Source organism: Leucobacter sp. PH1c, from assembly GCF_000633415.1.
Classification (GTDB): Bacteria; Actinomycetota; Actinomycetes; order Actinomycetales; family Microbacteriaceae; genus Leucobacter.
In genome coordinates this window covers 22,675-41,330 of record NZ_AYMV01000029.1, presented here as the reverse complement: position 1 = coordinate 41,330, position 18,656 = coordinate 22,675, and the positions used below count along the sequence as shown (strand labels likewise).

At 72.3% G+C, this 18,656-nt stretch carries 17 protein-coding genes; 5 read left to right on the top strand and 12 right to left on the bottom strand.

Annotation, left to right across the window (positions count from 1 at the left end):
• Nucleotides 1-24: 24 nt before the first annotated feature.
• Both U874_RS15680 and cls read left to right on the top strand, forming a co-directional pair.
• Nucleotides 25-201 (top strand): hypothetical protein, encoded by a 177-nt coding sequence (locus U874_RS15680; protein ID WP_198525842.1) that lies wholly within the window; start codon nt 25-27, stop codon nt 199-201.
• Nucleotides 202-326: 125 nt separating this feature from the next.
• Nucleotides 327-1,811 carry a cardiolipin synthase gene (gene cls / locus U874_RS0110535; RefSeq protein ID WP_051582882.1) on the top strand — a complete coding sequence of 495 codons (1,485 nt, stop codon included), beginning with the start codon at nt 327-329 and terminating at the stop codon, nt 1,809-1,811.
• A gap of 95 nt (nt 1,812-1,906) precedes the next feature.
• Here cls and U874_RS0110530 read toward each other — a convergent pair whose 3' ends face one another.
• The 7 genes from U874_RS0110530 to U874_RS0110500 form a co-directional block, all read right to left on the bottom strand.
• Nucleotides 1,907-2,497, bottom strand: a complete 591-nt coding sequence (locus U874_RS0110530; protein WP_025134503.1) for a histidine phosphatase family protein — start codon at nt 2,495-2,497, stop codon at nt 1,907-1,909.
• Entirely contained in the window at nt 2,494-3,651 is a 1,158-nt protein-coding gene (locus U874_RS0110525; RefSeq protein WP_025134502.1) for an ABC transporter ATP-binding protein, read from the bottom strand. Before U874_RS0110525 ends, U874_RS0110530 begins: the two co-directional genes overlap by 4 nt.
• 8 nt (nt 3,652-3,659) lie before the next feature.
• Nucleotides 3,660-5,372 carry an iron ABC transporter permease gene (locus tag U874_RS0110520; protein ID WP_081809978.1) on the bottom strand — a complete coding sequence of 571 codons (1,713 nt, stop codon included), beginning with the start codon at nt 5,370-5,372 and terminating at the stop codon, nt 3,660-3,662.
• Complete coding sequence (locus U874_RS0110515) at nt 5,356-6,396, bottom strand: ABC transporter substrate-binding protein (protein WP_025134500.1); 1,041 nt, start codon at nt 6,394-6,396, stop codon at nt 5,356-5,358. Before U874_RS0110515 ends, U874_RS0110520 begins: the two co-directional genes overlap by 17 nt.
• Nucleotides 6,386-7,201: a metallophosphoesterase gene (locus tag U874_RS0110510; protein ID WP_025134499.1), complete on the bottom strand. Its 816-nt coding sequence runs from the start codon at nt 7,199-7,201 to the stop codon at nt 6,386-6,388. Before U874_RS0110510 ends, U874_RS0110515 begins: the two co-directional genes overlap by 11 nt.
• Nucleotides 7,198-7,896: a tyrosine-protein phosphatase gene (locus U874_RS0110505; RefSeq protein ID WP_025134498.1), complete on the bottom strand. Its 699-nt coding sequence runs from the start codon at nt 7,894-7,896 to the stop codon at nt 7,198-7,200. The genes U874_RS0110510 and U874_RS0110505 overlap by 4 nt, the downstream gene beginning before the upstream one ends.
• A gap of 210 nt (nt 7,897-8,106) precedes the next feature.
• Nucleotides 8,107-8,961 (bottom strand): MurR/RpiR family transcriptional regulator, encoded by an 855-nt coding sequence (locus tag U874_RS0110500; protein WP_025134497.1) that lies wholly within the window; start codon nt 8,959-8,961, stop codon nt 8,107-8,109.
• Nucleotides 8,962-9,181: 220 nt separating this feature from the next.
• Between U874_RS0110500 and U874_RS0110495 the strand changes: the two genes are divergently transcribed.
• The 3 genes from U874_RS0110495 (at nt 9,182) to U874_RS0110485 (ending at nt 12,992) form a co-directional block, all read left to right on the top strand.
• The gene (locus U874_RS0110495; RefSeq protein WP_025134496.1) at nt 9,182-11,710 is read left to right on the top strand and encodes an ATP-dependent Clp protease ATP-binding subunit; all 2,529 of its coding nucleotides are present in this window, start codon (nt 9,182-9,184) and stop codon (nt 11,708-11,710) included.
• 103 nt (nt 11,711-11,813) lie between these two features.
• On the top strand, nt 11,814-12,332 hold the full coding sequence (locus tag U874_RS0110490; RefSeq protein WP_025134495.1) for an amino-acid N-acetyltransferase: 519 nt from the start codon (nt 11,814-11,816) through the stop codon (nt 12,330-12,332).
• Between the two features lie 27 nt (nt 12,333-12,359).
• On the top strand, nt 12,360-12,992 hold the full coding sequence (locus U874_RS0110485; protein WP_025134494.1) for a hypothetical protein: 633 nt from the start codon (nt 12,360-12,362) through the stop codon (nt 12,990-12,992).
• Between the two features lie 137 nt (nt 12,993-13,129).
• Here U874_RS0110485 and U874_RS0110480 read toward each other — a convergent pair whose 3' ends face one another.
• The 5 genes from U874_RS0110480 to U874_RS0110460 form a co-directional block, all read right to left on the bottom strand.
• Nucleotides 13,130-13,861 (bottom strand): pentapeptide repeat-containing protein, encoded by a 732-nt coding sequence (locus tag U874_RS0110480; protein WP_025134493.1) that lies wholly within the window; start codon nt 13,859-13,861, stop codon nt 13,130-13,132.
• Between the two features lie 116 nt (nt 13,862-13,977).
• Entirely contained in the window at nt 13,978-15,138 is a 1,161-nt protein-coding gene (locus tag U874_RS14365) for a peptidase C39 family protein (protein ID WP_025134492.1), read from the bottom strand.
• The gene (locus U874_RS0110470) at nt 15,135-16,799 is read right to left on the bottom strand and encodes an ABC transporter ATP-binding protein (RefSeq protein ID WP_025134491.1); all 1,665 of its coding nucleotides are present in this window, start codon (nt 16,797-16,799) and stop codon (nt 15,135-15,137) included. The genes U874_RS14365 and U874_RS0110470 overlap by 4 nt, the downstream gene beginning before the upstream one ends.
• Nucleotides 16,796-17,662, bottom strand: coding sequence for an ABC transporter permease (locus U874_RS0110465; protein WP_025134490.1), 867 nt, complete (start codon nt 17,660-17,662; stop codon nt 16,796-16,798). Before U874_RS0110465 ends, U874_RS0110470 begins: the two co-directional genes overlap by 4 nt.
• Nucleotides 17,659-18,648, bottom strand: coding sequence for an ABC transporter permease (locus U874_RS0110460; RefSeq protein ID WP_051582881.1), 990 nt, complete (start codon nt 18,646-18,648; stop codon nt 17,659-17,661). Before U874_RS0110460 ends, U874_RS0110465 begins: the two co-directional genes overlap by 4 nt.
• Between the last annotated feature and the right edge of the window lie 8 nt (nt 18,649-18,656).

The following is an 18,656-nucleotide window of genomic DNA, read 5'->3' as shown; positions in this document are numbered from 1 at the left end:
GGGGCACCCGGTACACTGGGCGGCATGGACAGCTGGTGGACGAACGCGGTTTGGTCGCTCACGCCGACCGTGCTCATCGGGATCTTCTTCTGGATGGTGATCCGCCTCATCCTGCGCGCGGATCGCACGGAGCGCCGGGTGTACCGGCAGATCGAGGACGAGGAGCGCGCGAAGGCCGGTCTCCCCGCCCGCGAGGAGTAACTCCGCCGCCGCAGTGCCGGCCACGTGCCCCGCGCCCGCTACAGTACATGCAGGGGTGATGTCCCGCAGTCCGCTCATCGAGCGCTGCCCGGAGGGACTCACGGAGTGCTGTGGAAGGTGGGCCCATGGAGGAGCTGAACTGGTTCGGGGTGAACTGGCCGTTCGCCTGGACGCTGACGTTCCTCATCGTCGACAACGTGATTCGCGTCGTCGCCCTCTTCGTGGTGCCCCGCAACCGCCGCCCCACCTCGGGCATGGCCTGGCTCATGGCGATCTTCCTGCTCCCCGTTCCGGGCCTGCTCCTGTTCCTCATCATCGGAAGCAAGCGCCTGCCGCGCGCGCGTGAGCAGAAGCAGGAAGCGATCAACCTCTTCGTCTCGCAGATCGCCGAGCGCGAGGAGCGCGACATGGTCACCCCGGCGACCGAGCTCCAGCCGGGCCTCGACAGCGCCGTGCGGCTGGGCCGCTCGCTCGGCGCGCAGCCGATGCTCCGCGGCAACGCCGCGACGCTCTGCATCGACTACGAGGCCTCCCTCGCGCAGATGGCCGAAGCGATCCGCGCGGCGACCGAGTACGTGCACATCGAGTTCTACATCCTCGTGCACGACGACGCGACGAACGACATCTTCGTGGCGATGGGCGAGGCGGTGTCCCGCGGCGTGCAGGTGCGCGTGCTGCTCGACCACATCTCCGCGGTGCGCAACCCCGGCAGCCGCCGCACGGCGCAGAGCCTCGACGACCTCGGCGTGCAGTGGGCGTACATGCTCCCGGTGCGGCCGTGGCGCGGCGAGTACCAGCGCCCCGATCTGCGCAACCACCGCAAGCTCATCGTGGTCGACGGGCGGGTGGGCTTCATGGGCTCGCAGAACCTCGTCGACTCGAGCTACAACAAGCGCTCGAACCAGCGGCGCGGCCTGCACTGGAAGGACCTCATGGTCCGCGTGGAGGGGCCGATCGTGCTCGGCCTCGAAGCGGTGTTCCAGGGCGACTGGTACCTGGAGACGGGGCAGTACCTCACGCACCTCGCCGAATCGCCCATCGAGGTGGCCCGGCCCGGCCAGCTCGACTGCCAGATCGTGCCGAGCGGTCCCGGCTACGAGGCCGAGAACAACCTCCAGGTGTTCGTCGCGCTGCTGTACACGGCGAAGCGCCGCATCAGCATCACGAGCCCGTACTTCGTGCCCGACGGCTCGATCATGAACGCGCTGCGCGCCGCGACGGCGCGCGGGGTTGAGGTGGAGCTGTTCGTCTCGGAGACGGGCGACCAGGCCGTCGTCTACCACGCACAGCGCTCGTACTACGAGGAGCTGCTGCGCGCGGGGGTGCGGATCTGGATGTACCGCCCGCCCTACATCCTCCACTCGAAGCACTTCACCGTGGACGACGCGGTCGCCGTGGTCGGCTCCTCGAACATGGACCAGCGATCCTTCGGTCTCAACATGGAGATTTCGATGGTGGTGCACGGCGAGGGCTTCGTGCGGGATCTCGACGAGGTGAGCGACTTCTACCGCGCGAACTCGCGCGAGCTCACGCTCGAGGAGTGGCTGCAGCAGCCGCTCCGCTCGCAGCTCCTCGACGGGCTCGCGCGCCTCACCTCGGCCCTGCAGTAGCGGCGCACCGGGCTGGCCAGCCAGCCAGCCCGCCAGCCCGGCTCAGCCAACCCGCCAGCCCGGCTCAGCCCGCCCGCCCAGCCGGCCAGCCTCGGCTACAGCGCGTGCTGCATCGCCGGAGTGCCCAGCCGGCGCACGGCCGGCGCGGCAGCGCCCGACACCGCGGACAGCAGCCACGCCTCCCCGTTCAGGATGCGGGGCGCGGGCTCGCCGCTCAGCTCGGAGAGCGCCGCGCGGATGAGCGCGCCGTGCGCGATCACGATGCTGCCCGGCGCCTCGCGCAGGTGGCGCTCGAAGGCCCGGGCGCCGCGCCGGGCGAGCGGCAGGAGCCCCTCCGCCTCGGGGATGTCGAGGCCCGGCCAGCGCGCGGTCACCTCGCTCACCTGGAGACCCTCGGCCGGCCCGAAGTCGCGCTCGGTGACCGCGACGTCGATCTCGGGCTCGGCGAGGCCGAGGCGCCCGGCGATGATGCGGCCCGTGTCGACGGCCCGCCCGAGCGGCGACACGACGACCCGGGACCAGCTGCCCGACGCCGCCAGGAGCTCGGCGATCTCGCCGGCCTGCGCCCGGCCGCGCTCGTTCAGGGGGATGTCGGTGCGACCCTGGATGCGGCGCCCGATGTTCCAGTCCGTCTCGCCGTGGCGCACGATGACGATGGACGCGGCGGGGTGCGACGAGGTGCTCATGCCCCCACGCTAGCCGGTTCCGCCTGCGAGCTCGCGTGGGCGGCGTGCTGCGCCGGATCCGGCTCGAATACGAGGGCCCGGTCGATCTCGACGCGCACCCGCTCGCCGGCCGCGCAGCGGGCGCCGCTCGCCCGGGAGCGCAGTCGCAGCTCGCCCCAGCGCACGACGAGCTCGTCGCCGCTCCGGCCGAACAGCGAGGACTCGACGACCGCGGGCCCAGCCGGGTCGGGCACGACGCGCACGTGCTCCGGCTGGACCGCGATCTCCACGGCGCGCTCGCCTGCGACGTGAACGGGGTGGGCGGGATCTCGGTGGGCGCGAGCTCGATGGTCGGGACTGCGCTCCGCCGAGAGCCGCTCCGCCGGCACCTCGATCGGGAAGCCGCTCGCGCGGAACACGCCGCCGGACAGCCTGCCGGGCAGCACGGCCGCGTCGGAGATGAAGCGCGCAACGAAGGGGGAGGCGGGCCGATCGACGAGCTCGCTCGGGGTGCCGATCTGCTGCACCCGGCCCGCGTCGAGCACGACGACGCGGTCGGCGAGGGCGAGCGCCTCGCTGCGGTCGTGCGTGACGTGGATCACGGTGAGCCCGAGGCTGCGGGTGAGGGCGCGGAGCTCCAGGCGGAGCCGATCGCGCAGGGGCTCGTCGAGGGCGGATAGCGCCTCGTCGAGGAGAAGTACCCGGGGCCGGCCCACGATCGCCCGGGCGATGGCGACGCGCTGGCGCTGACCGCCCGAGAGCGTCGCGGGATCGCGGCGCTCGGCGCCTCCGAGCCCGACGAGCTCGAGCGCCTCGGCCACCCGGCGGGTGCGCTCCGCACGGCCGACGCCCGCGCGGCGGAGCGGATACTCGACGTTGCGGCCCACGTTCCAGTGGGGCCACACCGCGTGCTGCTGGAACACCATGCCGAGGCCGCGCCGCTCGGGCTCGACGTCGCGTCCGGCCCCCGCGACCGTGGTCTCGCCGATCCGCACGGTGCCCGCCGTGGGCGAGATGAAGCCGGCGACCGTGCGCAGCAGCGTCGTCTTCCCTGAGCCGGAGGGGCCGACGAGGGCGACGAACTCGCCGTCGCCGATATCGAGATCGACATCGGCGAGGCCGAGGTGTCCGCCCGGGTAGGCGAGACTGACGGAGGTGAGGGAGACGGATGACACGATCGGTCCTAACGCTGGGTACGTGCGGTGAAGCCGAGGCCGACGAGGCCGACCACGGCGACGATGAGGGAGAGCGCCGACGAGGCGTTGTACGCGCCCGCCTGCTGCAGGTTGAAGATGACGACGCCGAGGGTCTGCGAGCCGGGGGAGAGGAGCAGCACCGAGAGCGTCAGCTCGCGCACCGCGGTCAGCGCGACGAGCACGGCGCCCGAGATCGCGGCGGGCACCGCCATCCGGCAGGAGATGTCCCACAGGGCCCGAAGGCGGGAGGCGCCGGAGAGCCGGGCCGCCTCCTCGGCGGTCGTGGGGATCCCGGAGAGCGGCGCGTGCACCGATTGCACCACGAGCGCGAGGAAGGAAGTCAGGTACGCGCAGAGGATCAGCCACGGGGTGTTGTAGAGGCCGATCCGTGGCGCGATCAGCAGCCAGGCGACGGCGATGACGAGCCCGGGGATCGCCTGCGGCAGGAGCGAGAGGCCGAGGAGCGCGGCGTTGCCGCGGGAGCGCGTGCGGGTGACGATCGTTCCGATCCCGATCCCGAGCACCCCGCAGCCGAGCGCGGCGAGCGTGGCCAGCATGAGCGAGTTGCCGATGCCCTGGAGCGTGCCCGAGGCGCTGAGTGCGCGCTCGAAGCTCGCGAGCGTGACGGTCTCCGGGGTGAGCGGCACCCCGGGGGCGGGCAGGAGCGCCTGGATCGCGAGCGTGACGAGGGGGAGCACGGTGACCGCGAGGACGAGCAGGGCGGTGATCGCGGCGATCGGCCCGCGGGCCCGGCCGAGCGGGAGCAGCGCCGGGGCGCCCGCCTGGGCGTCGAGCTCGACGCGGGTGCGCGAGCGCAGCAGATCGACGACGACGCCGAGCAGCGCGATCAGGAGCAGCACGAAGCCGATCGCGGCGACCACGGCGAGCGGATCCTCGACCGTGCCGGACTGGAGGTAGCGGTACACGAGTGTGGAGAGCGTCACGTAGCGCTCGGGCAGCCCGATGATCGAGGGGATGCCGAAGTCGGCGAGGTTCGACACCGCGATGAGCGTGAACGCGGAGAGCATCGCGGGGCGGAGAAGCGGGGTGGTCACCTCCCAGAGCGCGCGCGGCGCGGAGGATCCCGCGATGCGCGCGGCCTGCTCGAGGTCTGCGGGGATGCGGCGGAGCGCGGCCGTGACGATCATCATCGCGATCGGGAAGCTGTGCAGCGTGAGCAGGAAGATGACGCCGTCGCCGCCGTAGAGGTTCCACAGCGGGGCTCCGAAGCGGGCCGTCCAGAACGTGTTCACCGCGGAGGCGGGGCCGAGCAGGCTGAGCCAGGCGATCGCGCCGACGAACGGGGGCATGAGCATGGGGCTCAGCGCGAGGAGCCGGAGCACGCGCCGCCCCGGGAGGTCGGTGCGCTCCAGGAGGAGGGCGAGGAGGGTGCCGATGACCACCGCGAGCACGCCCGAGACGGTCGCCGACACGAGCGAGTTGGCCGCGGCCGCGAGCACATCGGGATCGGCGAGCGCCGCCCAGCCGCCGCCGCGCGCCGCGAGCAGGACGACCGCGGCGATCGGCACGAGGACGAGCGCGGCGACCGCGCACCACAGCGCGAGGCGGGTCGCGTCACAGCCGTCGAAGCGGATTCCGCCGGTGCGCGGCCCGCGGGCGCTGGTGCGCGGCCCGCGGGCCCGGTCGGTGATGACCAGGCCCGCGGGGATGCGCTCCTGCGTGTTACTGGAAGAGGCCATTGAACGTCTGCACGGCGTCGGCCTGCGTGGCGCGGATCTGCTCGAGCTCAGGGGTGAAGAACGCGATGTCGGCGATCGCCGGCGCGCCCTTCGGGCTCGCGACGTCCTCGCGGATGGGCAGGTACGACTGCGAGGCGGCGATCTCCTGGCCCTCGGCGCTGATGAGGAAGTCGACGAAGAGCTTCGCCGCTTCGGGCTGCTCGGTGTCGGCGAAGATCCCGACCGGCTGGGAGACGAAGGGCACGCCCTCGCTCGGGTAGACCGCGGCGATGGGGGAGCCGGCCGCCGCGAGATCCCGCACGAGCGAGTCCACGACGATGCCGACCGGGCTGCTGCCGTCGGCGACCGCCTGCGAGACGGGGCCGTTGCTCTCGGCGATCAGGGGCGTGTTCTGGGCGAGGCCCTCGAGCCAGCTCAGGCCGAGCGCCGGAGTGTCGAGCCAGACGGCGGCGTTGTAGGCCGCGGCGCCCGAGACATCGGGATTCGGCATCGCGATCTTCCCCGCGTACTGGGGATCGGTGAGATCGGCCCACGACTCGGGGGCGTCGGTGATCACGTTCGTGTTCACGGCGATCACCGTCGGGATCAGGCGGGTGCCCACGTAGAAGTGCTCGGGGTCGATGAGGTCCTGGCGGATGTCCTTCGCCTCGGGCGACGCGTACTCGAGCAGCAGATCGCGCTCGGCGTAGTCCTCGAAGGTGCCCGCGTCGGCGGCGAGCAGCAGGTCCGCGCCGATGTCGCCGGCCTTCTCCTCGGTAGCGATGCGCGCCGTGAGGTCGCCCGTGCCCGCGCGGAACACGTCGACCGTGATCTCGGGGTGGTGCTTCGTGAAGGCGGCGATGACCGCGTCGATCTTCTCCTGCGGCTCCGAGGTGTAGAGCGTGATCGTGGAGGCCTCGGCCGAGGCGCCGGACGCTGCCGGGGCCTCGGAGCCGGCGGCATCGGCCGCGGAGGAGCAACCGGTGAGGGCGAGCGCCGCGAGGGCGAATGCGGCGATGACGCCGGTGGTGCGATTACGAGACATGAGTCGCTTTCTGTGCGGGTCGGGTGATGGGTTGGGTGAACAGGGGATCGGGGGAGTGCAGCGCGATCGCCGAGGCGCTCACTCCGTCGCTCGTGATCTGCACGAGCGAGAACATGGGGGAGTCGTGTCCGGCCACGGCATCGGGCCCGGCGTCCATGACCTGGTGGTAGGCGAGCGAGGGGCCGACGAAGACGGGGATCCCCTGCACCGACGCCGACAGGCTGTGGTGGTAGTGCCCGGCGAGGATCGCCCGCACATCGGAGCCGCGCAGCAGTTCGAGCAGGGCGTCCGCGTTCGCGAGGCCCTGCCTACGCAGGGTCGGCAGCGGGGAAGCGAGCGGCGCGTGGTGCAGCGCGATCACGGAGCCGTGCGCTGCGGGCCGCGCCAGTTCGTCGGCGAGCCAGTCGAGCTGCGCGGGATCCAGCACGCCGCGGTGCGAGTCGAGCCGGATCACACGGGTGCCGTCGACATCGTGCGCGGCGAAGTGGCCCGCGCCGTGGTGCGGGAGCTTGCGCGCCGCGACCGGATCGTCGTGATTGCCGAGCACCGTGAGCACGGGGGCGCCGAGCCGGTCCTCGAGCCGGCGGCAGGCCGCGGCGACCGCGGGGTACGCCCCGGGGTTGCCGCGCTCGATCAGATCGCCCGTGATGAGCACCACCTCGGGCGTGACGCCCGCGGCCACCGCGTAGTCGCCCACGCGCTCGATGCGGCCGGCGCCGTCCACCGAGCCGTAGAGCAAGCCGGTCTCGGTCGCGTGGACGTCGCTCAGGTGCAGCACCGTGAAGCGCCCCGTGTCGCGGCTCATGCGCGCAGCTCCGCGACTGCCGGGCGCTCGGCGCGTGCACGGAGCGCCCGGAGCTGCGCGTCGCTCGCGCCGTGCGCGCGGAGGTAGGCCTCCGGGCCGCCCTCCGCGTCGATCAGGTCGAGCGCCCCCTCGAGCGCCTCGGCGGGGCTGTCGAGGTGCAGGCGCTCGGCGGCCGCCCGCGCGGCCCCGCTCAGCGCGAGCGCATCGAGCTGCGCGGTCGCGATACTCGCCCGCGCGGGCCGCACGGTGCGGCCCGACTGCGCGTAGTCGGCCACGACCGTCTCGCGAGTGTCGCCCGCCACGAGGCGCGCGAGCGCCACGACGAGGCCCGTGCGATCCTTGCCCGCCGTGCAGTGCACCGCGACGACGCCCGGGTGCTCGGCGATCGCGCCGACGGCGGCGGCGATCCGGGCTCCGCGATCCCGCACGAGGCCCGCGTACACGCCCTCGAGCGAGCCGGCGGCGGGCGGAGCCTCGCCGTACAGGGGCGCGGAGCGGATCGGCAGGCCGTGGGTGCGCGGGCCGTGCTCCTCGGGCTCGCGCAGGTCGATCACGAGGTCGACCCCGAGTGCGCGGAGGGCGCGCTCGCCGCCGGCGCTCAGCCCGTCGAGCGACGCGGTGCGCACGAGCCAGGGGCTCGCCTCCGCGCCGACGCTCCGCGCGTTGTAGCTGCCCTCGAGTGGAATGACGTGCACTGCTCAGAACTCCTACCGGTTGCTGCCCGTTACATCGAGCGTGAAATTCGATTACATGAGCAGCTTCCCGAGCCCAGGTGTCGCCTCGGTGAACGCCGCGAGGCGGCCGCGTGGACGTTCGCGGAAGTGCGCGCGACGCGCGGGCAGGGGCGGGTGCGCGACGCGGGCAGGGCGGGCACGATTTCCCGCCGCGCGGCGTCTCTGCGCTCCCTAAGCCCCGGGATCGGCGAGCGCGTCGGCGACGACCTCGCGCATGTCGAGCGCGTCGCTCGGCGCGGCCAGCGCGGACACCTCGGCGACGAGCGCCTGCAGCAGCACGGAGTGCCCGAGCCTGCTGAAGAAGGGATCGACCGTGTGCTGGGCGCCGATCATCCCCGTCGAGAGCGTCACGTCGGCCAGGTCGCCGAGCGGTGAGCGGGCGTAGCTGCTCAGCGCGATGATGCGCGCCCCGCGCTTGCGGGCGGCGCGCGCCGTGGCGAGGGTGTGCGCGTTCGCACCCGAGTGGCTGAGGGCGAGGCAGACGTCCGCGGGCCCCGTGCTGTGCGCGGCGAACTGCTGCGCGAGGATGTCGAGCGGCGCCTCGACGGGGCGGCCGATCGTGGCGAAGCGCATGGCCGCGTCCTGCAGCGGGGGTGCGGAGAATCCGTTGGCCGAGCAGACGACGCGGGCGGCGCCGGCGAGGAGCGCCGCGGCCTCGGCGAGCGCCGCGCGGTCGATCGCCTGCTGCCCCACGAGCAGCGCCGTGCGCGCGTGCGCGAAGACCGCGTCGACGGCATCGCCCGCGACCGGCTCGTCCGCGGGCGTCGCGGAGCCCTCGCGCGCGAGTTCGAGCCGCAGGTGCTGAAAGCCGCGGAAGCCGAGCCGCTGGCAGGCGCGGATCACGGTGGCGGTCGAGGTGCCGGCCGCCGCCGCGAGCTCCTGCGTCGACCACTGCGGGATCTCGCCCGGCCGGTCGAGGATCACCCGCGCGACGGCCCCCTCGCTGTGTCCCAGCCCGCCGGCGACCGCGCGGATCAGCGCGAGGGCCGAACCGTCGGGCGTCGCGTGGGTGAGCGGGGCTGGCATGCGTTCACCGTAGGGCGCCCGGGTGAACGAGAAGTGGCGGGGAGCTTGCGAGCAGGCGGCGGGGCGGCGGCACGGGATCCCCGCTCGGCGGGCGGGCACCGGGCCGCGGATCCCGGCCTTGCACGCCTCTGGCGAACAACCGCCCACGGAGCCCCGCCCTCGCATACCCTGGGTACATCGACGCACTCGCGCCCCGGCGAGTCCGTCTGGGAGGTTATAGATGTTCGAGAGATTCACCGACCGCGCTCGTCGTGTTGTCGTCCTCGCCCAGGAAGAGGCGAAGATGCTCAACCACAACTACATCGGCACCGAGCACATCCTGCTCGGCCTCATCCACGAGGGCGAGGGCGTCGCCGCGAAGGCGCTCGAGCAGCTCGAGATCTCGCTCGACGCCGTGCGCGCGCAGGTCACCGACATCATCGGCACGGGCCAGCAGCCGCCCGCCGGCCACATCCCTTTCACGCCGCGCGCGAAGAAGGTGCTCGAGCTCAGCCTCCGCGAGGCGTTGCAGCTCGGCCACAACTACATCGGCACGGAGCACATCCTGCTCGGCCTGATTCGCGAGGGCGAGGGCGTCGCCGCCCAGGTCCTCGTGAAGCTCGGCGCCGACCTCAACCGTGTGCGCCAGACCGTGATCCAGCTCCTCTCCGGCTACCAGGCCGGCAAGGAGAACGCGACCGTCGGCGCCCCCGAGTCGGGTGGCGAGGCCAAGGGCTCGCAGGTGCTCGACCAGTTCGGCCGCAACCTCACGCAGGCCGCCCGCGAGGGCAAGCTCGATCCCGTGATCGGGCGCGAGAAGGAGGTCGAGCGGGTCATGCAGATCCTCTCGCGCCGCTCGAAGAACAACCCCGTGCTGATCGGTGAGCCCGGCGTGGGCAAGACCGCGGTCGTCGAGGGCCTCGCGCAGGCCATCGTCAAGGGCGAGGTCCCGGAGACGCTGAAGGACAAGCAGGTCTACGTGCTCGACCTCGGCTCCATGATCGCAGGAAGCCGCTACCGCGGCGACTTCGAGGAGCGCCTGAAGAAGGTGACGAAGGAGATCCGCAACCGCGGCGACATCATCATCTTCATCGACGAGATTCACACCCTCGTGGGCGCGGGAGCCGCCGAGGGTGCGATCGACGCTGCGAACATCCTGAAGCCCATGCTCGCCCGCGGCGAGCTGCAGACCATCGGCGCGACCACGCTCGATGAGTACCGCAAGCACTTCGAGAAGGACGCCGCGCTCGAGCGCCGCTTCCAGCCGATCCAGGTCGCGGAGCCCTCGCTGCCGCACTCGATCAACATCCTGAAGGGGCTGCGCGACCGCTACGAGGCGCACCACAAGGTCTCGATCACCGACGGTGCGATCGTCGCCGCCGTGAACCTCGCCGACCGCTACGTGCAGGATCGATTCCTGCCGGACAAGGCGATCGACCTGATCGACGAGGCGGGCGCCCGCCTGCGCCTCTCGATCCTGTCGAGCCCGCCCGAGCTGCGCGAGTTTGACGAGAAGATCGCGGTCGTGCGCGCCGACAAGGAACAGGCGATCGAGAACCAGGACTTCGAGGCCGCCGCGAACAAGCGCGATGAGGAGAAGAAGCTCATCGCCGAGCGCCTGCGACTGGAGAAGCAGTGGCGCTCGGGCGACGTGGCCACCAAGGCCGAGGTCGACGAGGGGCTGATCGCCGAGGTGCTCGCGCAGGCCACGGGCATCCCCGTGTTCAAGCTCACCGAGGAGGAGACGAGCCGACTCCGCTTCATGGAGGAGGCGCTCCACCAGCGCGTCATCGGTCAGAACGAGGCCATCTCGGCTCTCGCGAAGACGATCCGCCGCCAGCGCGCCGGGCTCAAGGACCCGAAGCGTCCGTCGGGCTCGTTCATCTTCGCCGGCCCCACGGGCGTCGGCAAGACCGAGCTCGCCAAGGCCCTCGCGGAGTTCCTGTTCGACGACGAGAACGCACTGATCTCGCTCGACATGTCCGAGTACGGCGAGAAGCACACGGTCTCCCGCCTCTTCGGCGCGCCCCCCGGGTTCGTCGGCTTCGAGGAGGGCGGCCAGCTCACCGAGAAGGTGCGGCGCAAGCCGTTCTCCGTGGTCCTCTTCGACGAGATCGAGAAGGCGCACCCGGACATCTTCAACTCGCTGCTGCAGATCCTCGAGGAGGGTCGTCTCACCGACGGCCAGGGCCGCGTGGTCGACTTCAAGAACACCGTCATCATCATGACCACCAACCTGGGATCGTCCGCGATCGCCGGTGGCCCCGTCGGCTTCCAGCTCGAGGGCGACACCTCGGTGGGCTACGACATGATGAAGGGCAAGGTCAACGAGGAGCTGAAGAAGCACTTCAAGCCCGAGTTCCTGAACCGCGTGGACGACACGATCGTCTTCCCGCAGCTCACGAAGGCCGAGCTGCTGCAGATCGTCGACCTGTTCGTGAAGCAGCTGAAGGATCGTCTCCTCGACCGCGACATGCACATCGAGATCTCGCAGGCGGCGCGTGAGCGCCTCGCAGAGATCGGTTACGATCCCACGCTGGGTGCGCGTCCGCTGCGCCGCGCGATGCAGCGGGAGATCGAGGACCGGCTCTCGGAGAAGATCCTCGGCGCCGAGCTCCTCGCGGGCGACCTCGTGAAGGTCGACCTCGTCGACGGCCAGTTCACGTTCGAGACCGAGTCGCGCTCCGCGAAGGCGCACGGCGACGCCTCGGCGTCGGCCGCCGCCGCGGTGGCCTCCACCGCCGCGACGCCGAACACGACCGCGGAGTAGTTCCCGCCGCGCGTTCCGCGTCTCGCTCGACCACGGGCCCGCTGCTTCGGCAGCGGGCCCGTCGTCGTCTCAGCGGTGCGCCCCGCCCGGCTAGACTCGGTGCATGAGCGCTGCCCCCGAGATCCGGATCCGCAACGCGCGCACGGGCGACGTGCTGCGCATGGTCGAGCTGATGGAACCGCTCGTGGCGCGACGCATCCTGCTCGGCAAGGACCTCGTCGACCTGTACGCGGCCGTGCCGGAGTTCCTGGTCGCGGAGGACGCCGAGGGCGCCCTCGTCGGCTACGGCGCGGTCCATGTGATGTGGGAGCAGCTCGGCGAGGTGCGCACGCTGGGCGTCTCGGAGGACTGGCTCGGCCGCGGGGTGGGGCACCGACTCCTCACTGCTCTGGAGACCCGTGCCGCCGAGCTCGGGCTCACGCAGCTCTTCTGCCTCACGTTCGAGACGGACTTCTTCGGGAGGCACGGGTTCGAGGAGCTCGGGGAGGACGCCGAGCTGATCGCGGTCGACGTGTACGCCGAGCTGCTCCGCTCGAACGACGAGGGCGTGGCGGAGTTTCTCGACCTCGCGCGCGTGAAGCCGAACACCCTCGGCAACACGCGCATGCTGAAGCGCCTCTGAACCGCGAATCCGGGCTACGCTGACGCCATGTCCACCCTGCGAGATCCCGTCGGGCCGAAGAGCCGGAAGGTGTACCTGCGGCGCCGCCTGCTGGTGCTCGCGGGGCTGCTCGCGGTCATCGCCGTGATCGTGCTCGTGATCGTGAAGCCCGGCGGGGGCGAGGGGCCGAAGGACGCGGCGCAGGTCGAGGTGCCCGAGGGGCTCGACACGAGCGCCGGCGCCGCCGATCCGGAGCCGACGAAGGACGGCGAGGGCCCGGCCGCGTGCCGCGCGGGCCAGCTGCGCGTCACCCCGGTGACGGATCGCGGCGACTACGCCGCGGGGGAGCTGCCGCAGCTGTCGCTGACGGTGGAGAACACGGGCGAGCAGGCCTGTTCCGCGGATCTCGGCACGGCGGGCATGCAGTTCGCCGTATCGAGCGGCGACGACGAGGTGTGGCGCTCGACCGATTGCCAGACGGGCGCCGAGTCGCTCGCGGTGATCCTGGAGCCAGGCAAGGCCCTCGAGAGCGAGCCCATCGCGTGGGACCGCACGCGCTCGAGCACCGAGACCTGCGACATCACGCGCGACCCGGTGGGCGCCGGCGGCGCTTCGTACCACCTGCGCGTCGAGGCCGCGGGCGTGAACGGCACGGGCACGGCCCAGTTCCTGCTCTACTAGTGCGGCACGGGTGCGGACGGTTCACGCGTCCCCAGGCTCAGCACTGAGGGCACGCGACCTCTCACCCGTGAATCGTGCACGTGAAGAGCGTGGCGAGTGTGGCACCGAGCTCACGCCCGAGCCGTGAAGCGGCTCCCTCACCCGCCGATCGTCACCCCGAAGTGCCGCGCGAACACGCCGAGCAGGTCGTAGCCCTGCTCCTCCGAGACGCGCGCGCCGCGCAGGCCGTCGAGTCCCTGCAACTCGGCGAAGTCGAGGCCGCGAAGGTCCAGATCCTGCGCCCGCGTCTGATCAAGCACGAGCGTTTGCGCACTGCAGTGCTCGAACGCGACCCGGGTGAGCGTGGCGCCGCTCAGGTCGAGTTCGTCGAAGCGGCACCCCGTGAAGGTGACGTCGCGGAGTTGGGCGGCACGGAAGTTCACCCAGCCGAGCTTCGAGCCCTCGATGTGCACCTGCGCGAGCTCGGCATCGAATGCCTCGAGCGCGCCGACGCGGGACGAGGACAGCTCGACGTTGCGCCAGGTGGTGCGGGCGGCCCGGAGCCGCGGAGCGGTGATCTGGGAGAGCCTCGAATCGACGAACCGCGCGCCGAGCAGCCGCGTCTCGTCGGCGATGAGCGACGCGATGTCGCACTCGCTGAACGTCGTGCCCGAGAGATCCAGCCCCGTCGCGTCGATCTGCGCGATCCGTGCACCGTCGAAGTGCCGCCCCGGGCCGAGCTCGCTGGCATCCAGCGGCTCCAGCTGCTCCAGCGGCGATGCGGCAGGTCCAGCCCCGCCAGCGAGCCCGGGGAGCCCGGCACGCCCCGGGAGCCCGGCGAGCTCCGGGAGCGCGGGGGCGCGGAAGCGGGTGGATCGGCGCGGCGGCATAGCTCCTCCTCGGATTGGGGCGTGCTCCGATCGTAGAGCGTTGCGCGCGCCCCGGCCCACGGCGGAGGCCAGGCTCGCTCTGCTACCCGGCTCGCTCTGCTGCCAGGCTCGCTCTGCTACTCGGCCTGAGCCGGCAGCACGATCGCGCCGCGGAACGCGGGGTCGCCCCAGCGCGTGACGCGGTCGATCGTCGCGAACGGCAGGGGGAGCGCGAACGTGTCGACCCAGCTCTCGCCGTTCGGCGCCTGCACCCACGGGTCCGCGATCAGCAGCGCGTCACCCACGACCTCGGTGGCGAGCACCCAGTGCGGCGTGGGGTCGGCGATGAGCTCGGTGAGGTCAATGAGCAGCAGCACCTGGTCGCCCGCGCGCACGGCGTCGACGATCTCGTCGATCTCCAGCCAGCGCCGCTCGAGCGGCAGGCCGAGCGCCTCCGCCTGGCGCAGCGCTTCGAGCTGCAGGTCGATCCGGAGCTCCTGCTCCCAGGGCTGCTCGGAAAACTCCTCGATGAAGACGGGATCGGGGGTGCTCAGGTAGATCCTGGGCTGCCCGGCGAGCGTGCCCGACGCGGCGCCGAGCTTCGCCGTCTCGACTGCGAGCCCGACCGGCTCGCAGGCAGGGAGGTTCGTTGCCCGCCGCCAGAAGCCGATCTCCGCCGCGCGGTTCTCCGCAGCGTCGTCGGCGCGGAACTCGCCAAGCCCACGCTGCTCGAGTGCGGTGAGCGCCGCAACGGCCCCGCAGGTCACGTCCGTGGTCTGCCCGTAGTAGGGGGCGCCGCGCTCGGGGGCCGGGACGTGCCAGAACGACCAGGCGGCCACACCGTCCGCGTGCTCGCGTCGGGTGCTCGGCACCGAGGGCACGGGGGTGTCGGCGGGGGCGAAGCCGGCCCGCGCGAGCGCCTCCCGCTGTGCGTCCGAGAGGGGGGCGATCGCGAGGTGCTCCTCGAAGTGCACGGCGATCGGGGCGGGATGCTCCTCGCTGCCGGGGGCGCCTGAGAGGTCGTCGCGCGCGGCGGCGACGAGGGCGGCCCACGCCTCCTCGGTTGTGGCCGCCGCATCCACGATCTTGCGGTACGCGGAGAAGGGGCGGGCCGCGGTGAGGGCGGCGCCGACGACCGTCCCAGCCCGGTCTCGCGCGGTGATCGTGCGGGGCGTCCAGAGCTCGCGCTCCACGTCCCAGAGCGCCGTGCGCGCGGCGGGCAGGCTCGCTCGCAGCGCGGCCGGGAGCTGCGCTCCGGGCTGCGCCTCGAAGGTGAAGTCGTGCGTTGCGGCGGTCATGCCTGCTCCTCTCGGGGAAGCGAATCGGTGGGGTCGTGCGCGATGCTGTCGCGCTCCGCGGCGGCGACGAGCACGCGGGTGTACGGGTGCTGCGGGTCGCGCAGCACGGTCGCGGCGCCGCCCTGCTCGACGATCTCGCCGAGCCGCAGCACGGTGATGCGGTCGGCGATGCGGGCCACGACACCGAGGTCGTGCGTGATGAACAGCATTGCGAGCCGGAGCTCGTCGCGGAGCTTCGCGAGCAGCCCGAGGATCTGCGCCTGCACCGAGACGTCGAGGGCCGACACGCTCTCGTCGCAGATGAGCACCTGCGGGTTCGGCGCGAGCGCCCGTGCGATCGCGACGCGCTGCCGCTGGCCGCCCGAGAGCTGGGCGGGCCGGCGGTCGGCGAGCGCGGGATCGAGCTCGACGAGCCGCAGCAGCTCGTCGACGCTGCGCGCACCCGAGCGCGCCGAGCTTCCCTGACCGCTCCCACCGCCCCCACCGCCCGCGCGCAGCGCCTCCTCGAGCGACTCGCGGATCGTGAAGACGGGGTTGAGCGTGGAGTAGGGATCCTGGAACACGACCTGGATCTCGCCGGGCGTGCGCCCGCGGCGCCCGGGCGGGAGCGTGCGCCCCGCGAGCCGGACCTCGCCCGTGTCGGGGCGTTCGAGGCCCGCGATCACGCGCGCGAGCGTTGTCTTCCCCGAGCCGGATTCGCCGACGATCGCGAGCACCTCGCCCGCGGCGACCGCCACAGTCGCATCGGCGAGCGCGGTCGTCGCCCCGAAGCGCTTCGACACGTGCTCGGCCTCAAGGAGCGGGGCCGGGTGCTCGGCGGGATCGCGCAGCGCGTCGGTCACCGAGAGGTTCGCCGCGATGAGCTGGCGCGTGTACGGGTGCTCGGGATCGCGCAGCACGGCCGCGGTCTCACCCCGTTCGACGACCTCGCCCTGCCGCATCACGAGTACGCGGTCGGCCCGCCCCTCGATGACGCCGAGGTCGTGGCTGATGAGGATGAGGCTCATGCGGTGCGCGAGCTGCAGTTCGCGCAGCAGGTCGAGCACCTCGCCCTGCGTGCTCGCGTCGAGCGCGGTGGTCGGCTCGTCGGCGATGAGGAGCCGCGGTTCGGCCGCGAGCGCCGCGGCGATCGCCACGCGCTGCCGCATGCCGCCGGAGAGCTCGCTCGGGTACTGCCCGGCCACGCGGGCGGGGAGGCGCACCTCGTCGAGCCGGCGCGCCACCTCAGCGCGCACCGCGGCCTTCCCCGCGCGCCGACCGGTCGCGGCGAGACGCGCCTCGATCGTGTCGGCGATCTGCTCGCCGCAGCGCAGCACGGGGCTGAGGCTGGTGAACGGGTCCTGGAGGAGCAGCACGGCGCGGCGCCCGCGCACGGCCGCCCAGTCGGCGTCGCGGGTCGATGCGAGGTCGTAGGCGTGCTCGTCGATCTGCGCGTCCCCCGTGGCGCGCACGCCGCGGGGGAGCAGGCCCGTGAGCGCGCGTGCGGTCATCGACTTGCCGGAGCCGGATTCGCCGATGATGGCGAGGAGCTCGCCCGGGGCGACCGTGAGATCGACGGGAGCGACGAGCGTGCGCTCGCCCGCGACCACGCGGAGCCCCGAGACCGCCACCCCGAGAGACCCGCCCGGATCGGTGCGCTGTGCGTCAGATGAGATGATCACTGCATTCCCCGTTCGCGGAGTCGCTCGCCGAGGTGATCGCCGAGCACGTTGATGGCCATCGCGACGAGCACGATGAGGATCGCGGGCACCACCATCATCGCGGGGTTGTCGCCCAGGATGCCCCGTCCGTCGGTGATCTGGCGCCCCCAGTCGGGGGTGCCCGGCGCGACGCCGATGCCGAGGAACGACAGCGACGACAGCGTGACGAGCGCGATGGCGAGGTTCAGCATGAAGTTCGTCATGATGAGCGGCCAGACGTTCGGCACGATGTGCTTGAACATGATCCGCGCCGGCGAGAGCGAGAGCATCTGCGCCGCCTCGATGTAGGGGCGCGGTGCCTGCTCGGTGACGCCGGCCCGGATGATCCGGATGTCGGAGGGGCAGAAGAGGAGCACGAGCATGATGACCGTCACCCAGTACCCGGCGCCGAAGATGCCGGCGACGACGAGCGCCACGAGCATGACGGGGAGGGAGAGGAGGATGTCGACGACGCGGCCGACGATCCAGTCGACGGGGCCGCGCAGGTAGCCCGCGAGCGTGCCGATGAGGATGGCGAGCAGCATCGATCCCGCCGCGATCACGAAGGGGCCGGCCACGGCGGAGCCCGTTCCTGCGAGCGTGAGGAGCAGCACATCGCGGCCCAGCTCGTCGGTGCCGAGGGGGTGCCCGGGGGAGCCGGGCGGCAGGAGCGAGTCGAGGATGCTCTGCGCCGTGGCGAGCTCGGTGAGGAAGGGCGAGGCGATCGCCGCGAGCACGACGAGGGCGAGGAACACGGCCGCGAGCGTGGACACCCAATCGCGGGGCCGTCCGGGCGCGACGCGCACGTCGTTCAGCAGGGAGACCTGGCGGGTGCGGGGGGTCATGCGCTCAGCTCCCGTGCTCGGACCCGCGGATCGAGGAGCAGGTAGCTCATATCCACGAGGATGGTGATGATCGCGATCGCCGCCGCGACGAGGAGGGTGATCGCCTGCACCACCGGAAGGTCCTTGAAGAGGACAGCCTCCTGGAGCAGCTGACCGATCCCGGGGAGGGCGAAGACAGTCTCGACGATGATCGTGCCGCCGATGATGAAGGTGAGGATCAGCCCGGCGCTCGTCACGATCGGGATCAGGGCGGCGCGCAGCGCGATCCGCCGCACCCGGCGCTCGGGGATGCCGCGCGCGCGGGCGAAGGTGATCGCGTCGCTCTCGAGCTCGCGGAGCACGGCCGCCCGCGTCATCCGCATGAGGATCGCGCCGATCCCCGCGGCGAGGACCGCCGAGGGGAGGAAGAGATGCCACAGGTGCTCGAGCGGTCCGTTGCCCGCCCCGTAGGCGGGGAAGATCGGGATCGCGATGGCGAAGACCGTGATCGCGAGGATCGCGAGGGCGAAGCTCGGCGCGGAGAGGCCGAAGAGCGCGGTCGCGCTCGCCACCCGGTCGACGGGCGTCCCCGCGCGCGCGGCGCTCACGATGCCGAGCGGCACCGCGGTGACGATCGCGAGCACGAAGGAGAGGCCGATGAGCAGCGAGGTGATGCCGAGCCGGCTGCCGATCACCTCGGTGACGGGCTGCTGGAGCCGGATCGAGACGCCGAAGTCGCCCCGGAGCGCGCTCCACAGCCAGTCGAAGTACCGCACGAGGAACGGGTCGTCGAGGTGGTACTGCGCGCGGATCGCGGCGACCGCCTCGGGGGAGCTCGGCCGGTTGCCCAGCAGGTTCTTCACGAGATCGCCCGGCGCCAGGTAGAGGAGGGCGAACGTGAGGAACGACAGGATGAGCAGGATGACGAGCACGCCTCCGATGCGGAGGGTCAGGGTGCGGGCCAGGCGGCGCCCACCGGGGGCGCCGCCTGTGCGCGTGAGGGCCATCGGGGGAG

Excerpts from the sequence above, each read along its gene's own strand:
- U874_RS15680 (WP_198525842.1), top strand. The coding sequence starts at position 25 with ATGGACAGCTGGTGGACGAACGCGGTTTGGTCGCTCACGCCGACCGTG.
- cls (WP_051582882.1), top strand. The coding sequence starts at position 327 with ATGGAGGAGCTGAACTGGTTCGGGGTGAACTGGCCGTTCGCCTGGACG.
- U874_RS0110530 (WP_025134503.1), bottom strand. The coding sequence starts at position 2,497 with ATGAGCACCTCGTCGCACCCCGCCGCGTCCATCGTCATCGTGCGCCAC.
- U874_RS0110520 (WP_081809978.1), bottom strand. The coding sequence starts at position 5,372 with ATGGCCTCTTCCAGTAACACGCAGGAGCGCATCCCCGCGGGCCTGGTC.
- U874_RS0110515 (WP_025134500.1), bottom strand. The coding sequence starts at position 6,396 with ATGTCTCGTAATCGCACCACCGGCGTCATCGCCGCATTCGCCCTCGCG.
- U874_RS0110510 (WP_025134499.1), bottom strand. The coding sequence starts at position 7,201 with ATGAGCCGCGACACGGGGCGCTTCACGGTGCTGCACCTGAGCGACGTC.
- U874_RS0110500 (WP_025134497.1), bottom strand. The coding sequence starts at position 8,961 with ATGCCAGCCCCGCTCACCCACGCGACGCCCGACGGTTCGGCCCTCGCG.
- U874_RS0110495 (WP_025134496.1), top strand. The coding sequence starts at position 9,182 with ATGTTCGAGAGATTCACCGACCGCGCTCGTCGTGTTGTCGTCCTCGCC.
- U874_RS0110490 (WP_025134495.1), top strand. The coding sequence starts at position 11,814 with ATGAGCGCTGCCCCCGAGATCCGGATCCGCAACGCGCGCACGGGCGAC.
- U874_RS0110485 (WP_025134494.1), top strand. The coding sequence starts at position 12,360 with ATGTCCACCCTGCGAGATCCCGTCGGGCCGAAGAGCCGGAAGGTGTAC.
- U874_RS0110480 (WP_025134493.1), bottom strand. The coding sequence starts at position 13,861 with ATGCCGCCGCGCCGATCCACCCGCTTCCGCGCCCCCGCGCTCCCGGAG.
- U874_RS14365 (WP_025134492.1), bottom strand. The coding sequence starts at position 15,138 with ATGACCGCCGCAACGCACGACTTCACCTTCGAGGCGCAGCCCGGAGCG.
- U874_RS0110465 (WP_025134490.1), bottom strand. The coding sequence starts at position 17,662 with ATGACCCCCCGCACCCGCCAGGTCTCCCTGCTGAACGACGTGCGCGTC.
- U874_RS0110460 (WP_051582881.1), bottom strand. The coding sequence starts at position 18,648 with ATGGCCCTCACGCGCACAGGCGGCGCCCCCGGTGGGCGCCGCCTGGCC.